This is a genomic window from Rhizobium aouanii, from assembly GCF_037002925.1.
Taxonomy (GTDB): domain Bacteria; phylum Pseudomonadota; class Alphaproteobacteria; order Rhizobiales; family Rhizobiaceae; genus Rhizobium; species Rhizobium aouanii.
Genome location: NZ_JBAMYD010000003.1, coordinates 17,200 through 33,248, shown reverse-complemented (window position 1 = coordinate 33,248; position 16,049 = coordinate 17,200). Strand labels below are relative to the sequence as shown.

Here is a 16,049-nt window from a genome sequence, read left to right as displayed (position 1 = left end):
TCCTGTCGTCACTCGCAGCATATCTTGCCCACCTATTGCCGGGCGATCATCGAATCCTTGCGATGAGACCGTCAGCTTTCAATGCGACCAAACCCGTGTCCATCACGAGTTTGAAGATCGACAGCTTTGACGAGAACATTTCAGACCTACCCCAACAGCATATAATCAATGCAAAAGGACCAATCTTCTGGCAAGCGGCACAATCAGAAGTGATGATACAAGGTAAACGGCGGCTCCTCGCCGCGATCGTGAGCCCCCGTCCACGCGATCCGATACGTGCCGACAATTGATGCGAGAGTTGCAGGAAAGGCAGTGAGTCTTCGGATGTTGTCCCGGCTGGTCTGCCGCTACGGTCTGACGCGGTCAGGATGCGCCGCCTGGAAGGCCGGCAGTTCGGCGCATTTGCTATCGATGTCGACGATGCGCTTGAAAGCGGTCAACTCCACTCCCCAGCGGCGGGCGTTGTAGACCTGGGGAACGAGGCAGAGGTCCGCCATCGTCGGCGCGTCCCCAAAGCTGAACGCGCCATCGGCTTTGCCGATCATGGCTTCCAGTTTGCGCAGCCCGTCTGCGATGAAATACTTCATCCATTCCTCGCGGGCATCGGGCTTATCCGTCATGCTCATCAGATGCGACACGACATGCATGTTGCAGATCGGATGGATGTCCATGGCGACCGCATATGCGAGGGCGCGGACTTTCTGGCGATCGGCAATGTCAGGTGGCAGCAATCCGTATTCCGGCCGGGTCTCAGCCAGATATTCGACGATGGCCAGCGACTGCGTCAGTGTTTTCCCGTCGATCACCAATGTCGGCACCAGCCCCTGCGGGTTGAGGGCCAGATATTCCGGCGTCCTGTGCGCGCCGTCCAACAGGTTGATGGACACGGTCTTGTAATCGATGCCCAGGAGATTGAGCGCGATGCGGACGCGATAGCTCGCCGATGATCGCCAGTAGTCGTAAAGGACGACCTCGTTCATCGCGGGTCTGCCCCGTAGTATTTTTCGACCGTCTGCTCGATCGCGCCGAAGATCGAATGGCCGGCATGATCCTTCATCTCGATGCGGACCTGATCCCCGAACTTCATGAAGGGGGTCTTCGGCGATCCGGTGTCGATCGCCTCGATCATCCTGATTTCGGCAATGCAGGAGTAGCCGTCTCCCCCCTCTTCCACCGGTTTGCCCGGGCCGCCGTCCAGCTTATTGGACACCGTTCCCGAGCCGATAATCGTTCCGGCCAGGAGATTGCGGGTTTTGGCGGCATGGGCGATCAACTGGCCGAAATCAAACGTCATGTCGATACCGGCGTTCGCCTTGCCGAACGGCTTGCCGTTCAAGCTGACCAGCAGCGGAAGATGCAGCTTGCCGCCATCCCAGGCATCTCCAAGCTCATCCGGCGTCACGGCGACCGGAGAAAATGCCGATGCCGGCTTCGACTGGAAGAAACCAAATCCCTTGGCCAATTCACCCGGGATCAGACCGCGCAGCGACACGTCATTGACGAGCATTACCAGGCGGATGGCGTCGCGTGCGGCCTCGGGGCTGGCCCCCATCGCGACGTCGCCGGTGATGACGGCGACCTCGCCCTCCATGTCGATCCCATAAGCCTCGTCGGCCATCACGATCGGGTCACGCGGCGCGAGGAAAGCATCCGAACCGCCCTGATAGATCAGCGGATCGGTCCAGAAGCTCGCCGGCATCTCGGCGCCGCGTGCCTTGCGCACCAGTTCGACATGGTTGACGTAAGCGGAGCCGTCGGCCCATTGGTAGGCGCGCGGCAGAGGTGACGTAGCGTCATGTTCGTGAAACCGGATCGTCGGCTGGGCGCCGGTCTCGACGCCTTCGGCAATCAGCGCGAGCCTCGGAGCCACATGCTCCCAGTCGTCGAGTGCTGCCTGCAATGTCCGGGCGATATGACCGACCTCGGAACAGCGGGTCAGGTCGCAGGAAACGACGACGAGCCGGCCGTCCCGCGTGGAGTCTTTTAACGTTGCAAGTTTCATGTCCGAAATTCCGTGCCGGAGGATGACTTCACCTGATGCATCACTTGATGCCCCTCACTTGATACCAGGGGTTCCGTCGAACTTGCGTTCCAGGCCGTCCCAGCATTCCAGGTAATCATCCTGCAGCGTCTCGAGCTCGGCTGCGTATTTCGTCAGTTGCTGCGGGTACCTGGTCTCGAACATGAAGGCCATGGTGTGATCGAGCTTCACCGGTTTGAGCTCGGTATTGGATGCCTTTTCGAAGGCGAGCGCGTCCGGCCCGTGGGGAAGCATCATGTTGTGCAGGCTCATGCCACCAGGCACGAAGCCCTCCTCCTTGGCGTCATACTGGCCATGGATCAGGCCCATGAATTCGCTCATGATGTTGCGGTGGTACCAGGGCGGCCGGAACGTGTGCTCGGCGACCAGCCAGCGCGGCGGAAAGATCACGAAATCGACATTCGCCGTGCCGGCATCTTCGGTGGGCGCGGTCAGAACCGAAAAGATCGACGGATCGGGATGATCGAAGCGGATGGCGCCGATCGGCGAAAATGTCCGCAGGTCGTATTTGTAAGGGGCGTAATTGCCATGCCAAGCCACCACATCGAGCGGCGAGTGGCCGATATCCGTGACGTAGAATTTTCCGCACCACTTCACATGGACGCGGCACGGCGTTTCCTTGTCCTCGAATGCGGCGACAGGTGTCTTGAAGTCGCGCGGGTTTGCCAGGCAGTTGGCGCCGATCGGCCCGCGGTCCGGCAGCGTGAATTTCGCGCCGTAGTTCTCGCATATATAGCCACGCCAGACCGTCTGCTCGCCGCCCTTCAGAATCTTGAACATCATGCCGCGCGGGATGAGGCATATTTCCAGGGGCTCGACGTCCATGATCCCCATTTCGGTGAACACTCTGATGGCGCCGAGCTGCGGCACGATCAACAGTTCACCATCGGCATTGAAGAAGTAATCGTCGACCATGTCCTCATTGAAGACATAGGCATGGGCGGACATGCCCACCTGGGTGGTGGCATCGCCTGCCGTGGTGATGGTCCGCACCCCTTCAAGGAATGTCAGCCTCTCTGCGGGCGCGGGGATGGGGTCCCAGCGAAGCTGGCCGAGAGGAAGCGAATGTTCGTCGAGGCACGGCGCCGTTTTCCAGAGCGGATAGGACGCGTTGGAGAAGCGGCGGGTATGACGCACGCTCGGGCGGATGCGATAAAGCCAGGACCTTTCGTTGGTCCCGCGCGGCGCGGTGAACGGCGAGCCGGAAAGCTGCTCCGCATAAAGACCGTAGTTGCATTTCTGCGGGCTGTTCTGGCCTTGCGGCAAGGCGCCGGGGAGCGACTCGGTTTCGAAGTCATTGCCGAACCCCGGCATGTATTTCAGCGTGTTTGCCGTCGCGGCTTCACCATCCGACGTCTGGATCGATGTCTGGTCCATGCTCACTCCTCCCCGAAAACTCCAGCGCCGCGCGTCTGAAAGATGCGCGGCGCTAGTGAGTTTACTCCGCTGCAGTCCCGATGACACCACGCTTGATCTGATCGGCCTCGATCGACTCGAAAAGAGCCCGGAAATTGCCTTCGCCGAAGCCTTCGTCGCCCTTGCGCTGGATGAACTCGAAGAAGATCGGGCCGATGACGGTCTTGGAGAAGATCTGCAGCAGGATTTTCGTCATGCCGCCATTCACCACACCTTCGCCATCGATGAGGATGCCGTGCTTCTTCATGCGTTCGACAGGTTCGCTATGGCCGTTCACGCGTTCATAGGACATATCGTAATAGGTCTCCGGCGGACCCGGCATGAAGCGAAGGCCATTATCGGCAAGCCTGTCGGTGGCGTCGTAAATATCCTCCGTTCCAACGGCGATGTGCTGAATGCCCTCGCCCTTGTACTTCCTCAGATATTCCTCGATCTGGCTGGTGTCGTCCTTCGATTCATTCAGCGGAATGCGGATTTTGCCACAGGGCGAGGTGATGGCGCGGCTGACCAGACCGGTGATGCGTCCATCGATGTCGAAGAAGTGGATCTGCTTGAAATTGAACAGATTGCGGTAAAAATCCCACCACTTGTCCATGTTGCCGCGAAAGACATTGTGCGTCAGATGGTCGAGATAATAGAAGCCGATGCCTTCAGGATGCGGGTCGCGCTCGCCGAGCCAATCGAACTCGGCCTCGTAAGCCGATCCCTTGGCACGATAGGTCTCGACGAAATAGAGCAGCGAGCCGCCGATGCCGACAATCGCCGGCACGTCGAGCGCCTTGTCGTCCCCTTCATAGGGAACAGCACCTTTTGACACTGCGTGGTTAAACGCATGCTTAGCGTCGACGACGCGCCAGGCCATCGACGGGGCGCAGGGACCGTGATTTGCGACGAAACGCGCGGCATGGCTGCCGGGTTCGGCGTTCAGCACATAGTTGATGTCACCCTGTCGCCAAACGGTGATATCTTTCGTCTTGTGCCTGGCGACCACGACGTAGCCCATGCGCGTGAAGAGCTCGCGCAGCGTCTCGGGCTCGGGATGGGCGAATTCGACGAATTCGAAGCCGTCGGTGCCGGCCGGATTGTCGGCGGTGATTTCCGAGGGCGGCGCGTCATGCGGGAAAGGACCCATTTTCTTTCCTCCAGAGGAGATTGCATTTGATATGCAAAGTGTGGCCCAAAACGCGTGCAAAGTTCTTGCATTCTTTACGCTCCTGGAAGAGATTATGCACGATCCGTGAGTGTTTTGGAGATTTCGTGCAATGGATGAGCCGCTCGACAAATTGGATTTGCGCCTGCTCCAGGAACTTCAAAAAGACGGCAGGTTGACGAACAACGAGTTGGGTGAGCGGATTGCGCTTTCACCTTCGCAATGCTCGCGCCGGCGCACGAGACTTGAGGCTGAAGGATATATCCGCAGCTACCGCGCTTACCTCGATCGGCAGAAGCTGGGTCTCGATATGCTGGTGGTCATTTCCGTGACGCTTGCGACCCACAACAGAGACAATGCCCGCCGATTTTCCCAGCTGATCAACGGACTGCCGGAAGTGCTCGAAGCCTATGCTTTGACCGGTGAAATGGACTATCACCTGACGGTCGCGACCCGCGGGCTCGCCGACCTCTCGAAATTCGTCAACGACGTTCTGTTGCCCCACGAGTCGGTGCAGCAGGTGAAAACGTCGATCGTGCTCGACACGCTGAAGACATTCGAAGGTTTTCCGGTGCTGATGCCGGGCCACTGATGTCGACGGCATCGCCCTGCGCAGTCATATCTAGATCGGCAGTTCGGTCGAGAATTTCAGCTCGCGCAGCACGAAGCTCGAGACAACCGTGCGCACATGCGGGTTGCGCATGAGATAGCGGGTCATGAAGGCTTCATAGCTTTCCACGTCGCTTGCCCGGATCTTCAGCATGTAATCGAAGGCGCCTGACAGGGCGTAGCACTCCATGATCTCAGGCCGCTCCAGCACCACCGCAGCGAAAGACGCCACCGCCTCTTCGTGGTGATCCTCCAGCGTGACATGCGCGATGACGCAGAGCTTGAGATCGAGTTTGCCAGGATCGAGCAATGTCACACGCTTGCGGATGACGCCGTCGGCTTCCAGTTCCTGGATCTTCCGCCAGGCCGAGCTCTGCGACATGCCGGCCATTTCCGCCAGGTCGGCCAGCGACAGGCTGCCGTCGGCCTGGACGAGCTGCAGAAGCTTACGGCGAAAATTCCCAGGTTCTTTCATTTTCCGCATCACATTCGGGAAGATTTGCCACCATTATGGCGATTGCCAGCATGAAAGAAAAGAAAATCCTCCAAACTCGGATCATAATGGCAGCAAAAGCGCCGTTCTCGGGAGGATCAGCCTATGACCAAGGAAAGCAGCTACACCGCCAAATTGCCCGGCCCGGATGGTCTCTATGACTACACCCCGGATGAAGATTCGATCTGGGGCGAACTCTACCGGCGTCAGATGACGCTGCTTTCCGACATGGCCTGCCGCGAGTATCTGGACGGCGTCAAGATGCTGGGGCTCAAGCCCGACAAGGTGCCGCAGCTTCTCGACGTCAACAGACGCCTGAACGAGACCACCGGCTTCGGTGTCGAAGGCGTGCCGGCGCTCATTCCGCCCTCGCGCTTTTATGAACTTCTGTCGCAAGGCAAATTCCCGCTTGCAACCTTCCTGCGCCGTCGCGAGCATATCGACTATATCGAGGAACCGGACCTGTTTCACGAGGTTTTCGGCCATTGCCCCATGCTCACCAACCAGAGCTATGCCAATTTCGTCCGGCATTTCGGCGAAACGGCCGTCCGGCTCGGCAAGGGCTATTCCTGGCATCTGTTCCGGATCTTCTGGTTCACCGTCGAATTCGGGCTGATCAATACGCCGCAGGGACGCCGCTGCTTCGGCGCGGGCATCGTCTCGTCGCCAAGCGAGGCGAAGGCGGCAATGGAAGGCAAGGCGTGCGAATTCCGGCCGTTCGATCTGCTGAGCGTGCTCCGGACGCCCTACCGGATCGATATCCTCCAGCCGATCTACTATGTCATCGACAGCTTCGCCGACCTCGAGGCGATCGTGGAGCAGGATATCGAGGCCACGATCCTCAAGGCAAAATCGCTGGGTGATTTCGCCCCCGCTTTCGAAGCCAAGGCTTCGTGAATCGCGGATGATAGGGCGGTTTGCCTCGCCGCGATGCGGCGAGGCAACAGTCTTGCGAGCACTACTGCATGACCGCCGCGAACCGCATCCACTTGGCGATCGAGTCGATCGGTGAGTTGTCCGGCATCTTGAGAGGGCTCTGGGTGGGCGTGAACCCACGCGAAAGAGCCGAGTCCGGATCCGCAAGCAGCACGCCCACGAAGGTCGACGCCACGAGACAGCTCCCGACTTCGCCCAATCGATTTCCGCCTGCAGCCTCGGCTTCGGCCAGAATGTAGAACCAGAGCGGTGTACGCTCGTGGAAACGCGATGCAGTACCGGCGAGGAAGTTCTGCAGATCGGGTTTCGCGGCGAACAATGCCGAGACATCCTGGATCGGCGAGGACTGCACTGCGCCAATCTGGTTGAGATGCTTGTGTAAAGCCTGACCCGTCGGAAGCCTGAGATTGTAGCCCCGACGAAGGTTCCTCCTTGCCAGGTTCTTGAATAAATCCTTAAGCTGTTGGTCGGTCTGGTCTTCACCCTCCTTGAACAGCGTATGCAATGGCGGAGCAAGTTCCGTATCAATCCTCCTGGCAAGACGGGCGGGCTCCCCATCGCCCGCATCATGGGGATCGGCTCCCGTAAAGCGCGTCCAGTCGATAATCCAGTTCTTGGGCAGCTTCTTGTTGTCATCCAGCCTGCCGCCGCCGCCCGTGAATTCGAAAAGCAACCTCAAGGTGGCGCGCGGTAGAATACCTGTGCCCGGCCGCCCAAAGTTCTTGTTGTAGTCATAGAAGGTTCTGACCATGGAATGACCGAACCGATAGGCTGCGGTGGAGAACTCCAACGGCAGAGCATTGCCGAGCCGGGTATTCTGCCTCCGCGCATCGAACTCGGCTCTGAACTTGAAGAAGTGAGATGCCCGATCATTGACGACGCGGTCCACCACAACCGGATCGCAAACGCCTTTGAGATATCCTTCGACAATCAACCATTGGTAATGAAGTCTTGTCAGAGCCTGCGCCGAGCTGAAATCGGCGATCCAGCCCGTGTCATGGGATGCAAGATAGTCGACTGCCTTGTTATGAAACCGGAGGAAGCTCAGATGGAACTGCGCGACGACGAGATTTTCATCGTTGCGATTATCCCCGATTATCGCGCGCTGGGCCAAGGTATCAGAGAATTTCTGAAACGCCTCGGGAGTCATCGCGGCTTCCGCCAGACGTAAAGCCGCCTCCCGGACAGACGACTGGACCTGGCCATAGCGAGGAAGGTCGCGATGTTCGTCGAGGTTGTCTGGAAGTGGCCCCGGATCGACGGCTGTCCCGACACGCATTTTGTTTGTCAACGTGGGGTGGCGAAGGCCGGAGATCACTTTGACAACATCTGCATCGATCCCCTCGCCGACTGCAGATCCGCCGTAGACACTATCCAGATCGAAGCGGGGCGAGCGAGCATTCCTGAACTGGCTCTCCACTGTCGACGAGGCGACAGGCGGGTGAGCGTTGACCATGCTCGAGATCGCCCCTTCGCGATCAGTTCGGGCCGTCAGCTCGTGATCCAGGAATTGTCCCCAATATGTGAACACAGGCGGGAGCGTGGAATCTTCCGTCGGATCCTCGCTCGTCGGCGTCGCGACAACATCGATCATCATTTCGCCGAGTTCATCGAGCTCCCCAAGCGTTTCCGCCGTGTTGGGAAGGTAATTCTCCGGCGCATCTAATGGCGGAACGAAATAACCGAAGTCAGCTTCTTCATCGACCGCGACGTCACCCGTCGCTGGCCGCCCGGCCCGAACGCTCGGCCCTGGAACTGCGCGCTCTTTCTCCGCACCCCCGTGCGATTGAAAAACGATTGCCATTGGCAACACCCTCCGTTTTCCAGCCCGCGGGATAATTCATACACCTAGAACGCGAAGTCAACTAATCATATTGGGCTATTATTCATCTTAAAGTTGGTAAATTACCCGTAAACCCAGTCGATATCTGTGCGGATTCAGCGCACTCGTTTTGTGGGCATCGTACCCCCTGCCCCGCGGTTGGCGCCTCGGTGTAAGCGGTGCCACAGCCGGCATCGCCGGCGCTTTTCGCGGCAAGTCCTTTATTGCACGGCAGTATCGATAATCGGACAGGCCTCCTCACGCACAGAAATGACGAGGAAATCCAAAGGGAAGGAGATGCAGAAGTATAGGCTGCCTGAAAAGCAATGAAACGCCGGCGAACGACCGCTAGAATTTTGGTTTGCTAACTCAACAATAAGATGTATATTTGCCGCCGAGATTTCGGCCAGGGGAAGTACATCCCGAAATCGAGCTACAAGGTACAATTTATTATGCTTGCTTGCCGAACGCTCCAATTTTCGGTTGGCAAAGCTTTGTGTTCTCGAGGCAAGTCAGCGGAAAAAACATCTGGTCAATCCGCATCGATCTACCTTTAGGGCCGCCGCTGTCCCGAACGCGAGTTTCGGCTCGATTAACGGTTATGCCGCGCCAAGCTTGCGGCTTTTGTATTGCTTTGAAACCTGAAAGATGGGGGGAGAGTTGGTATCATGGCGAAATCAACACGAGGCAGGGCCAACGCACCGGGCGATGGCACATCGGGTCTTGGCATGGTGATGCGATTTACACCCAAAGCAAGGAGCGAGGGGGTACAGCAACTCGAAAAAGGCGGCTTCCGTGTCGCGTCGTCCAAAGATTTTCGCAGCGCCGTGGCGGTGCCAAATGATTTCGATGGCGCTGATGTTCAGTACTTCGAACGTTTCGGAATCGCAATTGTGCGCCGGGACGGCGAGAGACTGAAGCCCATGTTGCAAAATGCCATGCAGCGGAAGGTGATCAGCGCGGCTCGGCCGGAGCGATCCTATCGTGCCCTCGGCGGCCCGCTGACGAAGCGGCTAGACCTCGCACAGGGAACGGTGGGCGGCGTTGCAACCTCTTTGGACCGTGACTACCTGCTCGGCTATCGTGACGCAGTGAACGAACTGGTCGATCGCTTATTGGGCAAAAAGGGGCCAGAGGGGCTTGTGGCCCGAGCTGCCTTTGACGAGACCAGCAACACTTGGGGACTGCAGGCTATCAGGGCTATCGAAGGTGAGCTGAGCGGGGTCGGCATCAAGGTGGCGGTGCTGGATACCGGATTTGACGAAACTCATCAGGATTTCGTCGGCCGTTCAGTCACCAAGAAGCTCTTTGCAACACGTAGTTCCGAAGGCGATGTTCACGGTCACGGAACGCATTGCATTGGGACGGCATGCGGTCCATTGCGACCGACCAGCGGCCCACGTTACGGCATCGCCTATGAGGCGGAAATCTACGCTGGAAAGGTGCTGGGCGACGACGGCTTCGGTACTGACCGGTCGATCATTGCCGGCATGGAATGGGCGCTGGACGAGGGCTGCCATGTTATTTCGATGTCGTTAGGCGCTGCAACGCAAATTGGAGATGCGCCGAGTGACGACTACGAGCAAATTGGGCAGGTATGTTTAGACGCCGGAACCTTAGTTGTTGCCGCCGCTGGCAACGAAAGTTCCCGTCCTCAACAGATTAACCCAGTTGGTTCTCCGGCGAACGCGTCCACGATCCTGGGAGTTAGCGCCGTGGATCGCTCCTTCGCGCCGGCGTCGTTCTCGTGCGGCGGTTTGAATCCTGGTCAGGAAGTGGACATTGCCGCTCCTGGCGTCGATATATTTTCGAGCTTGCCCGATGATAAGTATGACCGATGGGATGGCACCAGCATGGCGACCCCACATGTCGCCGGCGTCGCGGCTCTTATTGCTCAGTCTGATCCGAAGTTTCGCGGATGGGCGCTATGGGCGCGCTTGATTCAGCTTACAAAGCCTCTATCTTCCCCTGCTAGGGATGTTGGCAAGGGCCTGCTCCAGGCAAGAGGAAGCGGCGAGGTATGACGACCGATAAGATTGAAGTTACCATTCGGATCGACAAAAACGGTGCCCGCAGTTTGGGAGAGGTCGTTGGCGACTTGAAGTCGCAAGGCCTCGAACAGGTGCAAAGCCACGAGCGCTTCATGATTGTCAACGGTAGTGTCAATCCTGACGCGCTCGATGCGCTTCGCGCGGTAAAGGGAGTCGCTTCAGTTCGGCAAGATGCCGCATACAAGACTCAAGCGAACTGATCATGCAGGCGGCACGGCCTGTGCGCAGGCGCTGAGCCGCAGGTCGTCAGTGACAAGCAGAGAAGGGTGGGGGTTTTCAACATATTCCCCCTCACTTCGGCGTGGCCGAACTTCGATTGACGAAGTCAACCACGACCCCTGGCTTGACCATGCCAGCCAGCTCTTCGACATCCCAATTCGTCAGCCGCACGCAGCCATGCGAGCCCACCTTGTCGATGAGCTTCGGCTCAGGTGTCCCATGTATTCCATAGGTCGGTTCGGTCAGGTCGATCCAGACCGTACCAACAGGACCGTTCGGCCCTTTCGGGATCGTCAGGACCTTGTCGTTCTTTCCCTGCTTGAAGTTGCGCTTCGGGTCATATCTGTAGACCGGCATCCTCGCGACACCCTTGACCTTGTGCTTGCCTGACGGCGCCGGATTGTCTTCGCTTCCGATCGTTGCTGGATAGACTGCAAGCAGCGATCCATCCGCCGCATAGGCGAGTACCTGCCCGGTCTTCCTGTCCGCCTCGATCCTCTTGACCTTTCCTTCCTTTGGAGGACCCGCGTTCACCACCCACACCGTGTCGCCAGGAGCAAACTGCGAAGCCGGGTTGAGTGCATGCACGAGGTCGATACCCATGTGGAACCGCTCGGATAATTTCTCAGCAACGCTCGTATATCCCAAGCTCTGCATCTTTGCCTTCTCGCCATAGTCTTCAGGGATCTTGTCAACGAGACCCGCGGCATCCTCTGGCGAGACGACATGGCTTTCAACGATCGGGGCAACGATAGGGGTATTGCCTTCCAGACGGGCGGCGACCTCTGGACCCAGCATCCCATCGACAGACAGATTGTTCATCGCCTCGAAGCCGGCCACGGCCTTGTCGACATTTTCGCCGGAGAGGCCATCGATCACGCCGGGAGACGAGCCTGCACGGTCGAGCAGAACCTGAAGGCGGACGATCGCCGGGTCTGGATCTCCCGGCGCCGGCTTCTCAGTCCCAATGGACATAATCGACGCAGTATTGATGTCTTCGGGTCGGAGCTCCCGCGCGGTGGCGCCGCCAACGGAGAAGGCCAGAGCGAGCAGCGACATCGGCAGGGCTATTTTCATGGACGACAAATGGCCGGCGCAGCAACTTGTTCCAGTGCGAACCGAGCCAGGCAGGTGTTCACGATGATTTCAATGTCCAGTCTCTGCAAATTCAGTACAACGGCCATTCGATCCGAAGGAGCTCGTGAATGCCACGCGAGAGCGTCAATGACCTGATGGCCTTTCTGGCGGTCGCCCGGGAGAAGAATTTTACGCGAGCGGCTGCGAAGCTGGGCGTGTCTCAATCGGCGCTCAGCCACATTGTCCGCCAGCTCGAGACGCGGCTCGGAATCCGGCTTCTGACCCGTACCACGCGGGCAGTTTCGCTCACCGACGCCGGGGAGCGGTTGTTCCAAGGCGTGGGACCGCACTTCGACGAGATCGATGCTCAACTCGACGCTCTCACCGAGCTCCGGGACAGGCCCGCGGGGAACATTCGCATCACGGCATCCGATCACGCGATCAAATGGATCATCTGGCCGAAACTCCAGCGCTTCCTACCGAACAACCCTGACATCAAGGTGGAGCTGATACGCGAAAACGGGCTGTCTGACATCGTGACCGAGCGCTTCGACGGCGGCGTCCGAATGGGGGAGCAGGTGGCGAAGGACATGATCTCCACACGCATCGGCCCTGATTTCCCTTTTGCCGTCGTCGGGACGCCCTCTTATTTCGACGGCAAGGGAGTTCCGGAGCATCCACAGGACCTCGTCCGCCATAACTGTATCAACGAACGCCTGCCCACATATGGCGGCTTCTGGGCATGGGAGTTCGAAGACAACGGGAAAGAGATCAGGATCAGGGTCGAGGGACAGCTTGCCTTCAACAACGCCTATCAGAGTGTGGAAGCGGCGCTGGATGGGCTTGGCCTGGCATACGTTCCGGAAGACGTCGCTCTTCCTCATATCGCGGAAGGCCGTCTGAGACGCGTGCTGGAAGCCTTTTCGCCACACTGGGATGGCTACCATCTCTACTATCCCAGCAGAAGGCAGTCCTCTCCGGCTTTCGTGGCGCTCGTGGACGCCTTGCGCCATCGAGCTTGATAGACATCTTCCTTTTCTTGGGCGCCCTTTGAGTAGGGAACGCTGACGCGCAGGGATCGCTTTCGGTGGGGCGCTAAATTGAACGCCCATCGGTGACCCTCTCAATGAATTATCTTTGACTGCTTCTCCGCATGCGAAATTCCATCGAGCGTCGCCATAAGCTTTTCGAATTCGCTCAAGACTCGATTGAACTCGGCGTCCTGCATGGCGGCGATTTCCGATATCGTCGAGGACACGGACTCAATCAGCGTGTCGATCCAAACGCAGCGCTCGGCCGGGACATGGCCGAGGACCTGCTGCCTATGCGTCTTCAGCTCGCGCAGAATGCGAACGATAAGAGCGCCACGGTCCGCCCTGCTCAAGAACGGAAGCCTTATCTGCGCCTGCTGGATTTCCGTTATCAGCGTCGTCGCCATCCCCGATCTCCGACGTTCGAATGCAACCCGGTATCACAACCACAGCGTTTGCAACATGGACTTTGGTCTGAGTGACCATATCGGTGCGGTTCTGTACGTTCTTCGCCGCCGCAGCCAATCGATCAATCCCTCGTTGCGACGAGATCTGAAGTGTCGCAGCTGCGCCTTGGTCCTTCCCATGGTTGATAAGTATTGTCCTCCGGGCGATACGACCTGTAGCGAGCAGCGCACCGAGCCGCCGCCTGTGCATTCACCTTCGTGGCGACGCCTTCATCGGCTTCGGCGACGATCTTCTGGAACGGCGAAGAGCACTCGCGGGTCCCGCCGCTATAGGATCGATAGCTATTGGTCGCAGGGTCGAAGGAACGGTAGCGTTGCGTGCACCAAGCAAGGTGCTCGGCGGAAAGCTTTGGCTGCGGTGTCTGGAGTTTGGCTGTTGACGGGCGAGCGGAAACCGGCTTCGCCCTTGAGGTCGTGATAGCAGGCGCCTCGGTGACGTAGCTCGAGTAGAGAGGCGGAATTCGCTCGTAGTGCTGCTGCCGGATATCGACTTTCACCGGTGTCGTCGTCCACAGATCGTGTGACGTCAGGTCTTTGAAGGCTTGAGGTTCTGAGTCCGCGACGACATAGGACGCGACAGATGCGGCAGCCATGCAGGCCCCGACCGAGCTCAAGATTCCAAAGACGACGGATGCGACGGCTTTCATTGTCCTGCCCCCTGCTGCTGAGCCTGCGGGACCCAGACGCGGCCGGCGGTGCTATCATGTCGGTCGCCGATGGCGACAAGCACGGCGACAATGCCGGCGATTGCCAACAGGATGACGATCAGCGGCACGGCCAGACCTGCGGATTTCTCTTCGGAATAGATCATGTTCCCTCTCCTCGAACCCGGCGGCAGTCGCCGCCGGGCACCGGCCGTTATGCCGAGATGATGTAGACGATCGTGAATGCAGAAGGATCGACGATGACGATCCGGCCGTCCGCGAGGAGGAAGAAACGGTAGGCCTTGTACTGCGGTACGATCTCCACGATCCGCGGCGGCAGCGGCTCGAGCCTGATCTTCTTCGGAATGGTCGTGCCGACCGAAACCGTGAAGTCCACCTCCCGCACCGGCTCGACCTGAACTTCCTTCACCACCTGGCGGATTTCCGTCTGCTGCTCGACGGAGATGTTCACATTGGTCGTGTTGTTCGTCTCGGTCTTCGTGGTGTTCTGAGTGTTGCTGTCGACGGATGTGTTGTTGGTCTTGCTGTTCGACTGGGTCTCAGTCGAGCCGCTGGAAGACTTCGCGTCGCCGGACTTCTGGGTCTCGCCGGAGCCGGTCGATGTGCCGGTGTCCTGGCTGCCGGCAGGCTTCTGGCTTTCCGTCGAGGACTGCCCCGACTTGGAAGACTTCGAAGCATCCGGGCTTCCGCCGGAGGTGTCCGTGCCTGCGACGCCGGAGCCGGTTTCGGTCGAGCTTCCGGACTGCGTCTTGGCACCGGGCTGAGTTGTCGTCTGACCTGAGGAGCCATCCGTGGAGGTTCCGGTCGACGCCCCCGACGAGTTTCCGTCGGAGCCGGAAGGTTGCTGCTGCGCATCCTGGCTACTCGATGCTCCTGCGCCACCCGAGGAGGTGGCGCCCCCCGCATCCGGTTGCTGGGTCGCACCACCGCTGGACTGGTTGTTTTGGGCAGCACCCTTCTTGGGAAGGATCGGTGCATCCTGCGCGGAGGCGGAAATGATACCGACCGGCGAAACGCCGATCGAGAGTGCCGTCATCAGCACGGCGAGTGTCTTGGTCTTCATAACAATCTCTCTGCTTTTTTGGCCGCACGACGGCGCTTCCGTCTGTCGTGCGGCGGTTCTCAGGTTTTAAGATGATTTCCGGAACAATGACGCGGCAATGGCTGCGTCGCATCAGGTCACTTGATGACCTGGATCGCCTTGCGGGACGACGGTTCGACGATGACACGTTCATCATTGACCACCGCATAAGCATAGGTCGGATCATCCGGAATAGGCGTCACGACGACCGTCTCCGGCAGGGGCTGGCCGACGACAATCTTCTCCTTGACGACCACGCGCGCCGATGGTGCCGGAGCCTCGCGGACATAGGTGACGACCTTTTCTGGCGGTGGATCGATTGCAGTGCCAACAACGGCGCCGGCAACGCCGCCAACAGCTGCGCCGACGGGGCCACCGACGATTGCACCGGTGACAGCACCACCGGCAGCACCATTGACGGTCGACGACTGGGCGAATGCGACGCCCGACATGAGGGTCGCGGCAGTTGCCGCACCGACGATAAGCTTGGAGAGCATTTTCTCCTCCTTCTGTTTCGAGGCGGCCTTCGTGACCGCTGGCAAACCAACTAGCTGGAGGCAGGGTCGTTCCACGCCCCGGACCTCAGTCCGATGGGTCCCGGCCTTTGGTCCCAAGACCCATTTCAATATCGGTCACCGGCGCTAATTGCGGATCGGAAGGCCCTGTGGTCGCGGGCATTGAGGAGACTGAAGGAGATGGGAGGAGACTGAAGGAGATGGCACGATCCAACCGTCGGGAGGCGGGACGCAGGCGCCTGGCGATGCGCCTGCCGCAGATGCGCAAGCTGATCATGGAAACCCGCGACCCGTGGCAGCTCCAGCTCTTCGAAGCCTACCAGATGGCCGTCGAAGCACGCGACGCGGTTAGACGGCAACGGTTCAATCCGAACCTTGTGCGGGAATATGACGAGACCTGCTCGGAGATAGAACGGCACGTCATCCGCGCAAATAGACGAAGCTTCCTACGCCAATTAGCTGAGGTTCGGCGAGCC

At 59.0% G+C, this 16,049-nt stretch carries 17 protein-coding genes and 1 pseudogene; 6 read left to right on the top strand and 12 right to left on the bottom strand.

What is annotated here, in order from left to right; translation table 11 throughout:
* Positions 1-347 precede the first annotated feature (347 nt).
* The 4 genes from maiA to hppD all read right to left on the bottom strand — a co-directional run bounded on the left by maiA (position 348) and on the right by hppD (position 4,589).
* Positions 348-980: a maleylacetoacetate isomerase gene (maiA, locus tag V8P77_RS05915; RefSeq protein ID WP_335911234.1), complete on the bottom strand. Its 633-nt coding sequence runs from the start codon at positions 978-980 to the stop codon at positions 348-350.
* Positions 977-2,002: a fumarylacetoacetate hydrolase family protein gene (locus V8P77_RS05910; RefSeq protein ID WP_335911233.1), complete on the bottom strand. Its 1,026-nt coding sequence runs from the start codon at positions 2,000-2,002 to the stop codon at positions 977-979. The genes maiA and V8P77_RS05910 overlap by 4 nt, the downstream gene beginning before the upstream one ends.
* A gap of 54 nt (positions 2,003-2,056) precedes the next feature.
* Positions 2,057-3,418 (bottom strand): homogentisate 1,2-dioxygenase, encoded by a 1,362-nt coding sequence (gene hmgA, locus V8P77_RS05905; protein ID WP_335911232.1) that lies wholly within the window; start codon positions 3,416-3,418, stop codon positions 2,057-2,059.
* Between the two features lie 61 nt (positions 3,419-3,479).
* Entirely contained in the window at positions 3,480-4,589 is a 1,110-nt protein-coding gene (gene hppD / locus V8P77_RS05900; protein ID WP_335911231.1) for a 4-hydroxyphenylpyruvate dioxygenase, read from the bottom strand.
* Positions 4,590-4,719: 130 nt separating this feature from the next.
* On the opposite strand from hppD, the gene V8P77_RS05895 reads away from it, so the two are divergent.
* Complete coding sequence (locus V8P77_RS05895; protein WP_335911230.1) at positions 4,720-5,199, top strand: Lrp/AsnC family transcriptional regulator; 480 nt, start codon at positions 4,720-4,722, stop codon at positions 5,197-5,199.
* Positions 5,200-5,229: 30 nt separating this feature from the next.
* Here the strand turns inward: V8P77_RS05895 and V8P77_RS05890 are convergent, their stop codons facing one another.
* The gene (locus V8P77_RS05890) at positions 5,230-5,691 is read right to left on the bottom strand and encodes an Lrp/AsnC family transcriptional regulator (RefSeq protein WP_335911229.1); all 462 of its coding nucleotides are present in this window, start codon (positions 5,689-5,691) and stop codon (positions 5,230-5,232) included.
* Positions 5,692-5,814: 123 nt separating this feature from the next.
* Here V8P77_RS05890 and V8P77_RS05885 point away from each other — a divergent pair, with 123 nt between their 5' ends.
* Positions 5,815-6,606, top strand: a complete 792-nt coding sequence (locus V8P77_RS05885; RefSeq protein WP_335911228.1) for a phenylalanine 4-monooxygenase — start codon at positions 5,815-5,817, stop codon at positions 6,604-6,606.
* Between the two features lie 61 nt (positions 6,607-6,667).
* Here the strand turns inward: V8P77_RS05885 and V8P77_RS05880 are convergent, their stop codons facing one another.
* Positions 6,668-8,449: a peroxidase family protein gene (locus V8P77_RS05880; protein ID WP_335911227.1), complete on the bottom strand. Its 1,782-nt coding sequence runs from the start codon at positions 8,447-8,449 to the stop codon at positions 6,668-6,670.
* A gap of 686 nt (positions 8,450-9,135) precedes the next feature.
* Between V8P77_RS05880 and V8P77_RS05875 the strand changes: the two genes are divergently transcribed.
* Together V8P77_RS05875 and V8P77_RS05870 are read left to right on the top strand one after the other, a co-directional pair.
* Complete coding sequence (locus V8P77_RS05875) at positions 9,136-10,491, top strand: S8 family peptidase (RefSeq protein WP_335911226.1); 1,356 nt, start codon at positions 9,136-9,138, stop codon at positions 10,489-10,491.
* The gene (locus V8P77_RS05870) at positions 10,488-10,718 is read left to right on the top strand and encodes a hypothetical protein (protein ID WP_335911225.1); all 231 of its coding nucleotides are present in this window, start codon (positions 10,488-10,490) and stop codon (positions 10,716-10,718) included. The genes V8P77_RS05875 and V8P77_RS05870 overlap by 4 nt, the downstream gene beginning before the upstream one ends.
* 91 nt (positions 10,719-10,809) lie before the next feature.
* Here the strand turns inward: V8P77_RS05870 and V8P77_RS05865 are convergent, their stop codons facing one another.
* Positions 10,810-11,823: a L,D-transpeptidase family protein gene (locus V8P77_RS05865; RefSeq protein ID WP_335911224.1), complete on the bottom strand. Its 1,014-nt coding sequence runs from the start codon at positions 11,821-11,823 to the stop codon at positions 10,810-10,812.
* Positions 11,824-11,942: 119 nt separating this feature from the next.
* Between V8P77_RS05865 and V8P77_RS05860 the strand changes: the two genes are divergently transcribed.
* Positions 11,943-12,836: a LysR family transcriptional regulator gene (locus V8P77_RS05860; RefSeq protein ID WP_335911223.1), complete on the top strand. Its 894-nt coding sequence runs from the start codon at positions 11,943-11,945 to the stop codon at positions 12,834-12,836.
* 101 nt (positions 12,837-12,937) lie between these two features.
* Here the strand turns inward: V8P77_RS05860 and V8P77_RS05855 are convergent, their stop codons facing one another.
* The 5 genes from V8P77_RS05855 to V8P77_RS05835 form a co-directional block, all read right to left on the bottom strand.
* A complete protein-coding gene (locus V8P77_RS05855; protein WP_335911222.1) occupies positions 12,938-13,252 on the bottom strand; it encodes a hypothetical protein in 315 nt (104 codons plus the stop codon).
* A gap of 122 nt (positions 13,253-13,374) precedes the next feature.
* Positions 13,375-13,959, bottom strand: a complete 585-nt coding sequence (locus V8P77_RS05850) for a BA14K family protein (protein ID WP_335911221.1) — start codon at positions 13,957-13,959, stop codon at positions 13,375-13,377.
* The gene (locus V8P77_RS05845; RefSeq protein ID WP_335911220.1) at positions 13,956-14,123 is read right to left on the bottom strand and encodes a hypothetical protein; all 168 of its coding nucleotides are present in this window, start codon (positions 14,121-14,123) and stop codon (positions 13,956-13,958) included. The genes V8P77_RS05850 and V8P77_RS05845 overlap by 4 nt, the downstream gene beginning before the upstream one ends.
* A 47-nt stretch (positions 14,124-14,170) precedes the next feature.
* Positions 14,171-15,040: a DUF1236 domain-containing protein gene (locus V8P77_RS05840; protein WP_335911219.1), complete on the bottom strand. Its 870-nt coding sequence runs from the start codon at positions 15,038-15,040 to the stop codon at positions 14,171-14,173.
* Between the two features lie 116 nt (positions 15,041-15,156).
* Positions 15,157-15,555: a DUF1236 domain-containing protein gene (locus tag V8P77_RS05835; RefSeq protein WP_335911218.1), complete on the bottom strand. Its 399-nt coding sequence runs from the start codon at positions 15,553-15,555 to the stop codon at positions 15,157-15,159.
* A gap of 218 nt (positions 15,556-15,773) precedes the next feature.
* Here V8P77_RS05835 and V8P77_RS05830 point away from each other — a divergent pair.
* A pseudogene (locus V8P77_RS05830) lies at positions 15,774-16,004 on the top strand (hypothetical protein); the annotation flags it as partial.
* Positions 16,005-16,049: the final 45 nt, after the last annotated feature.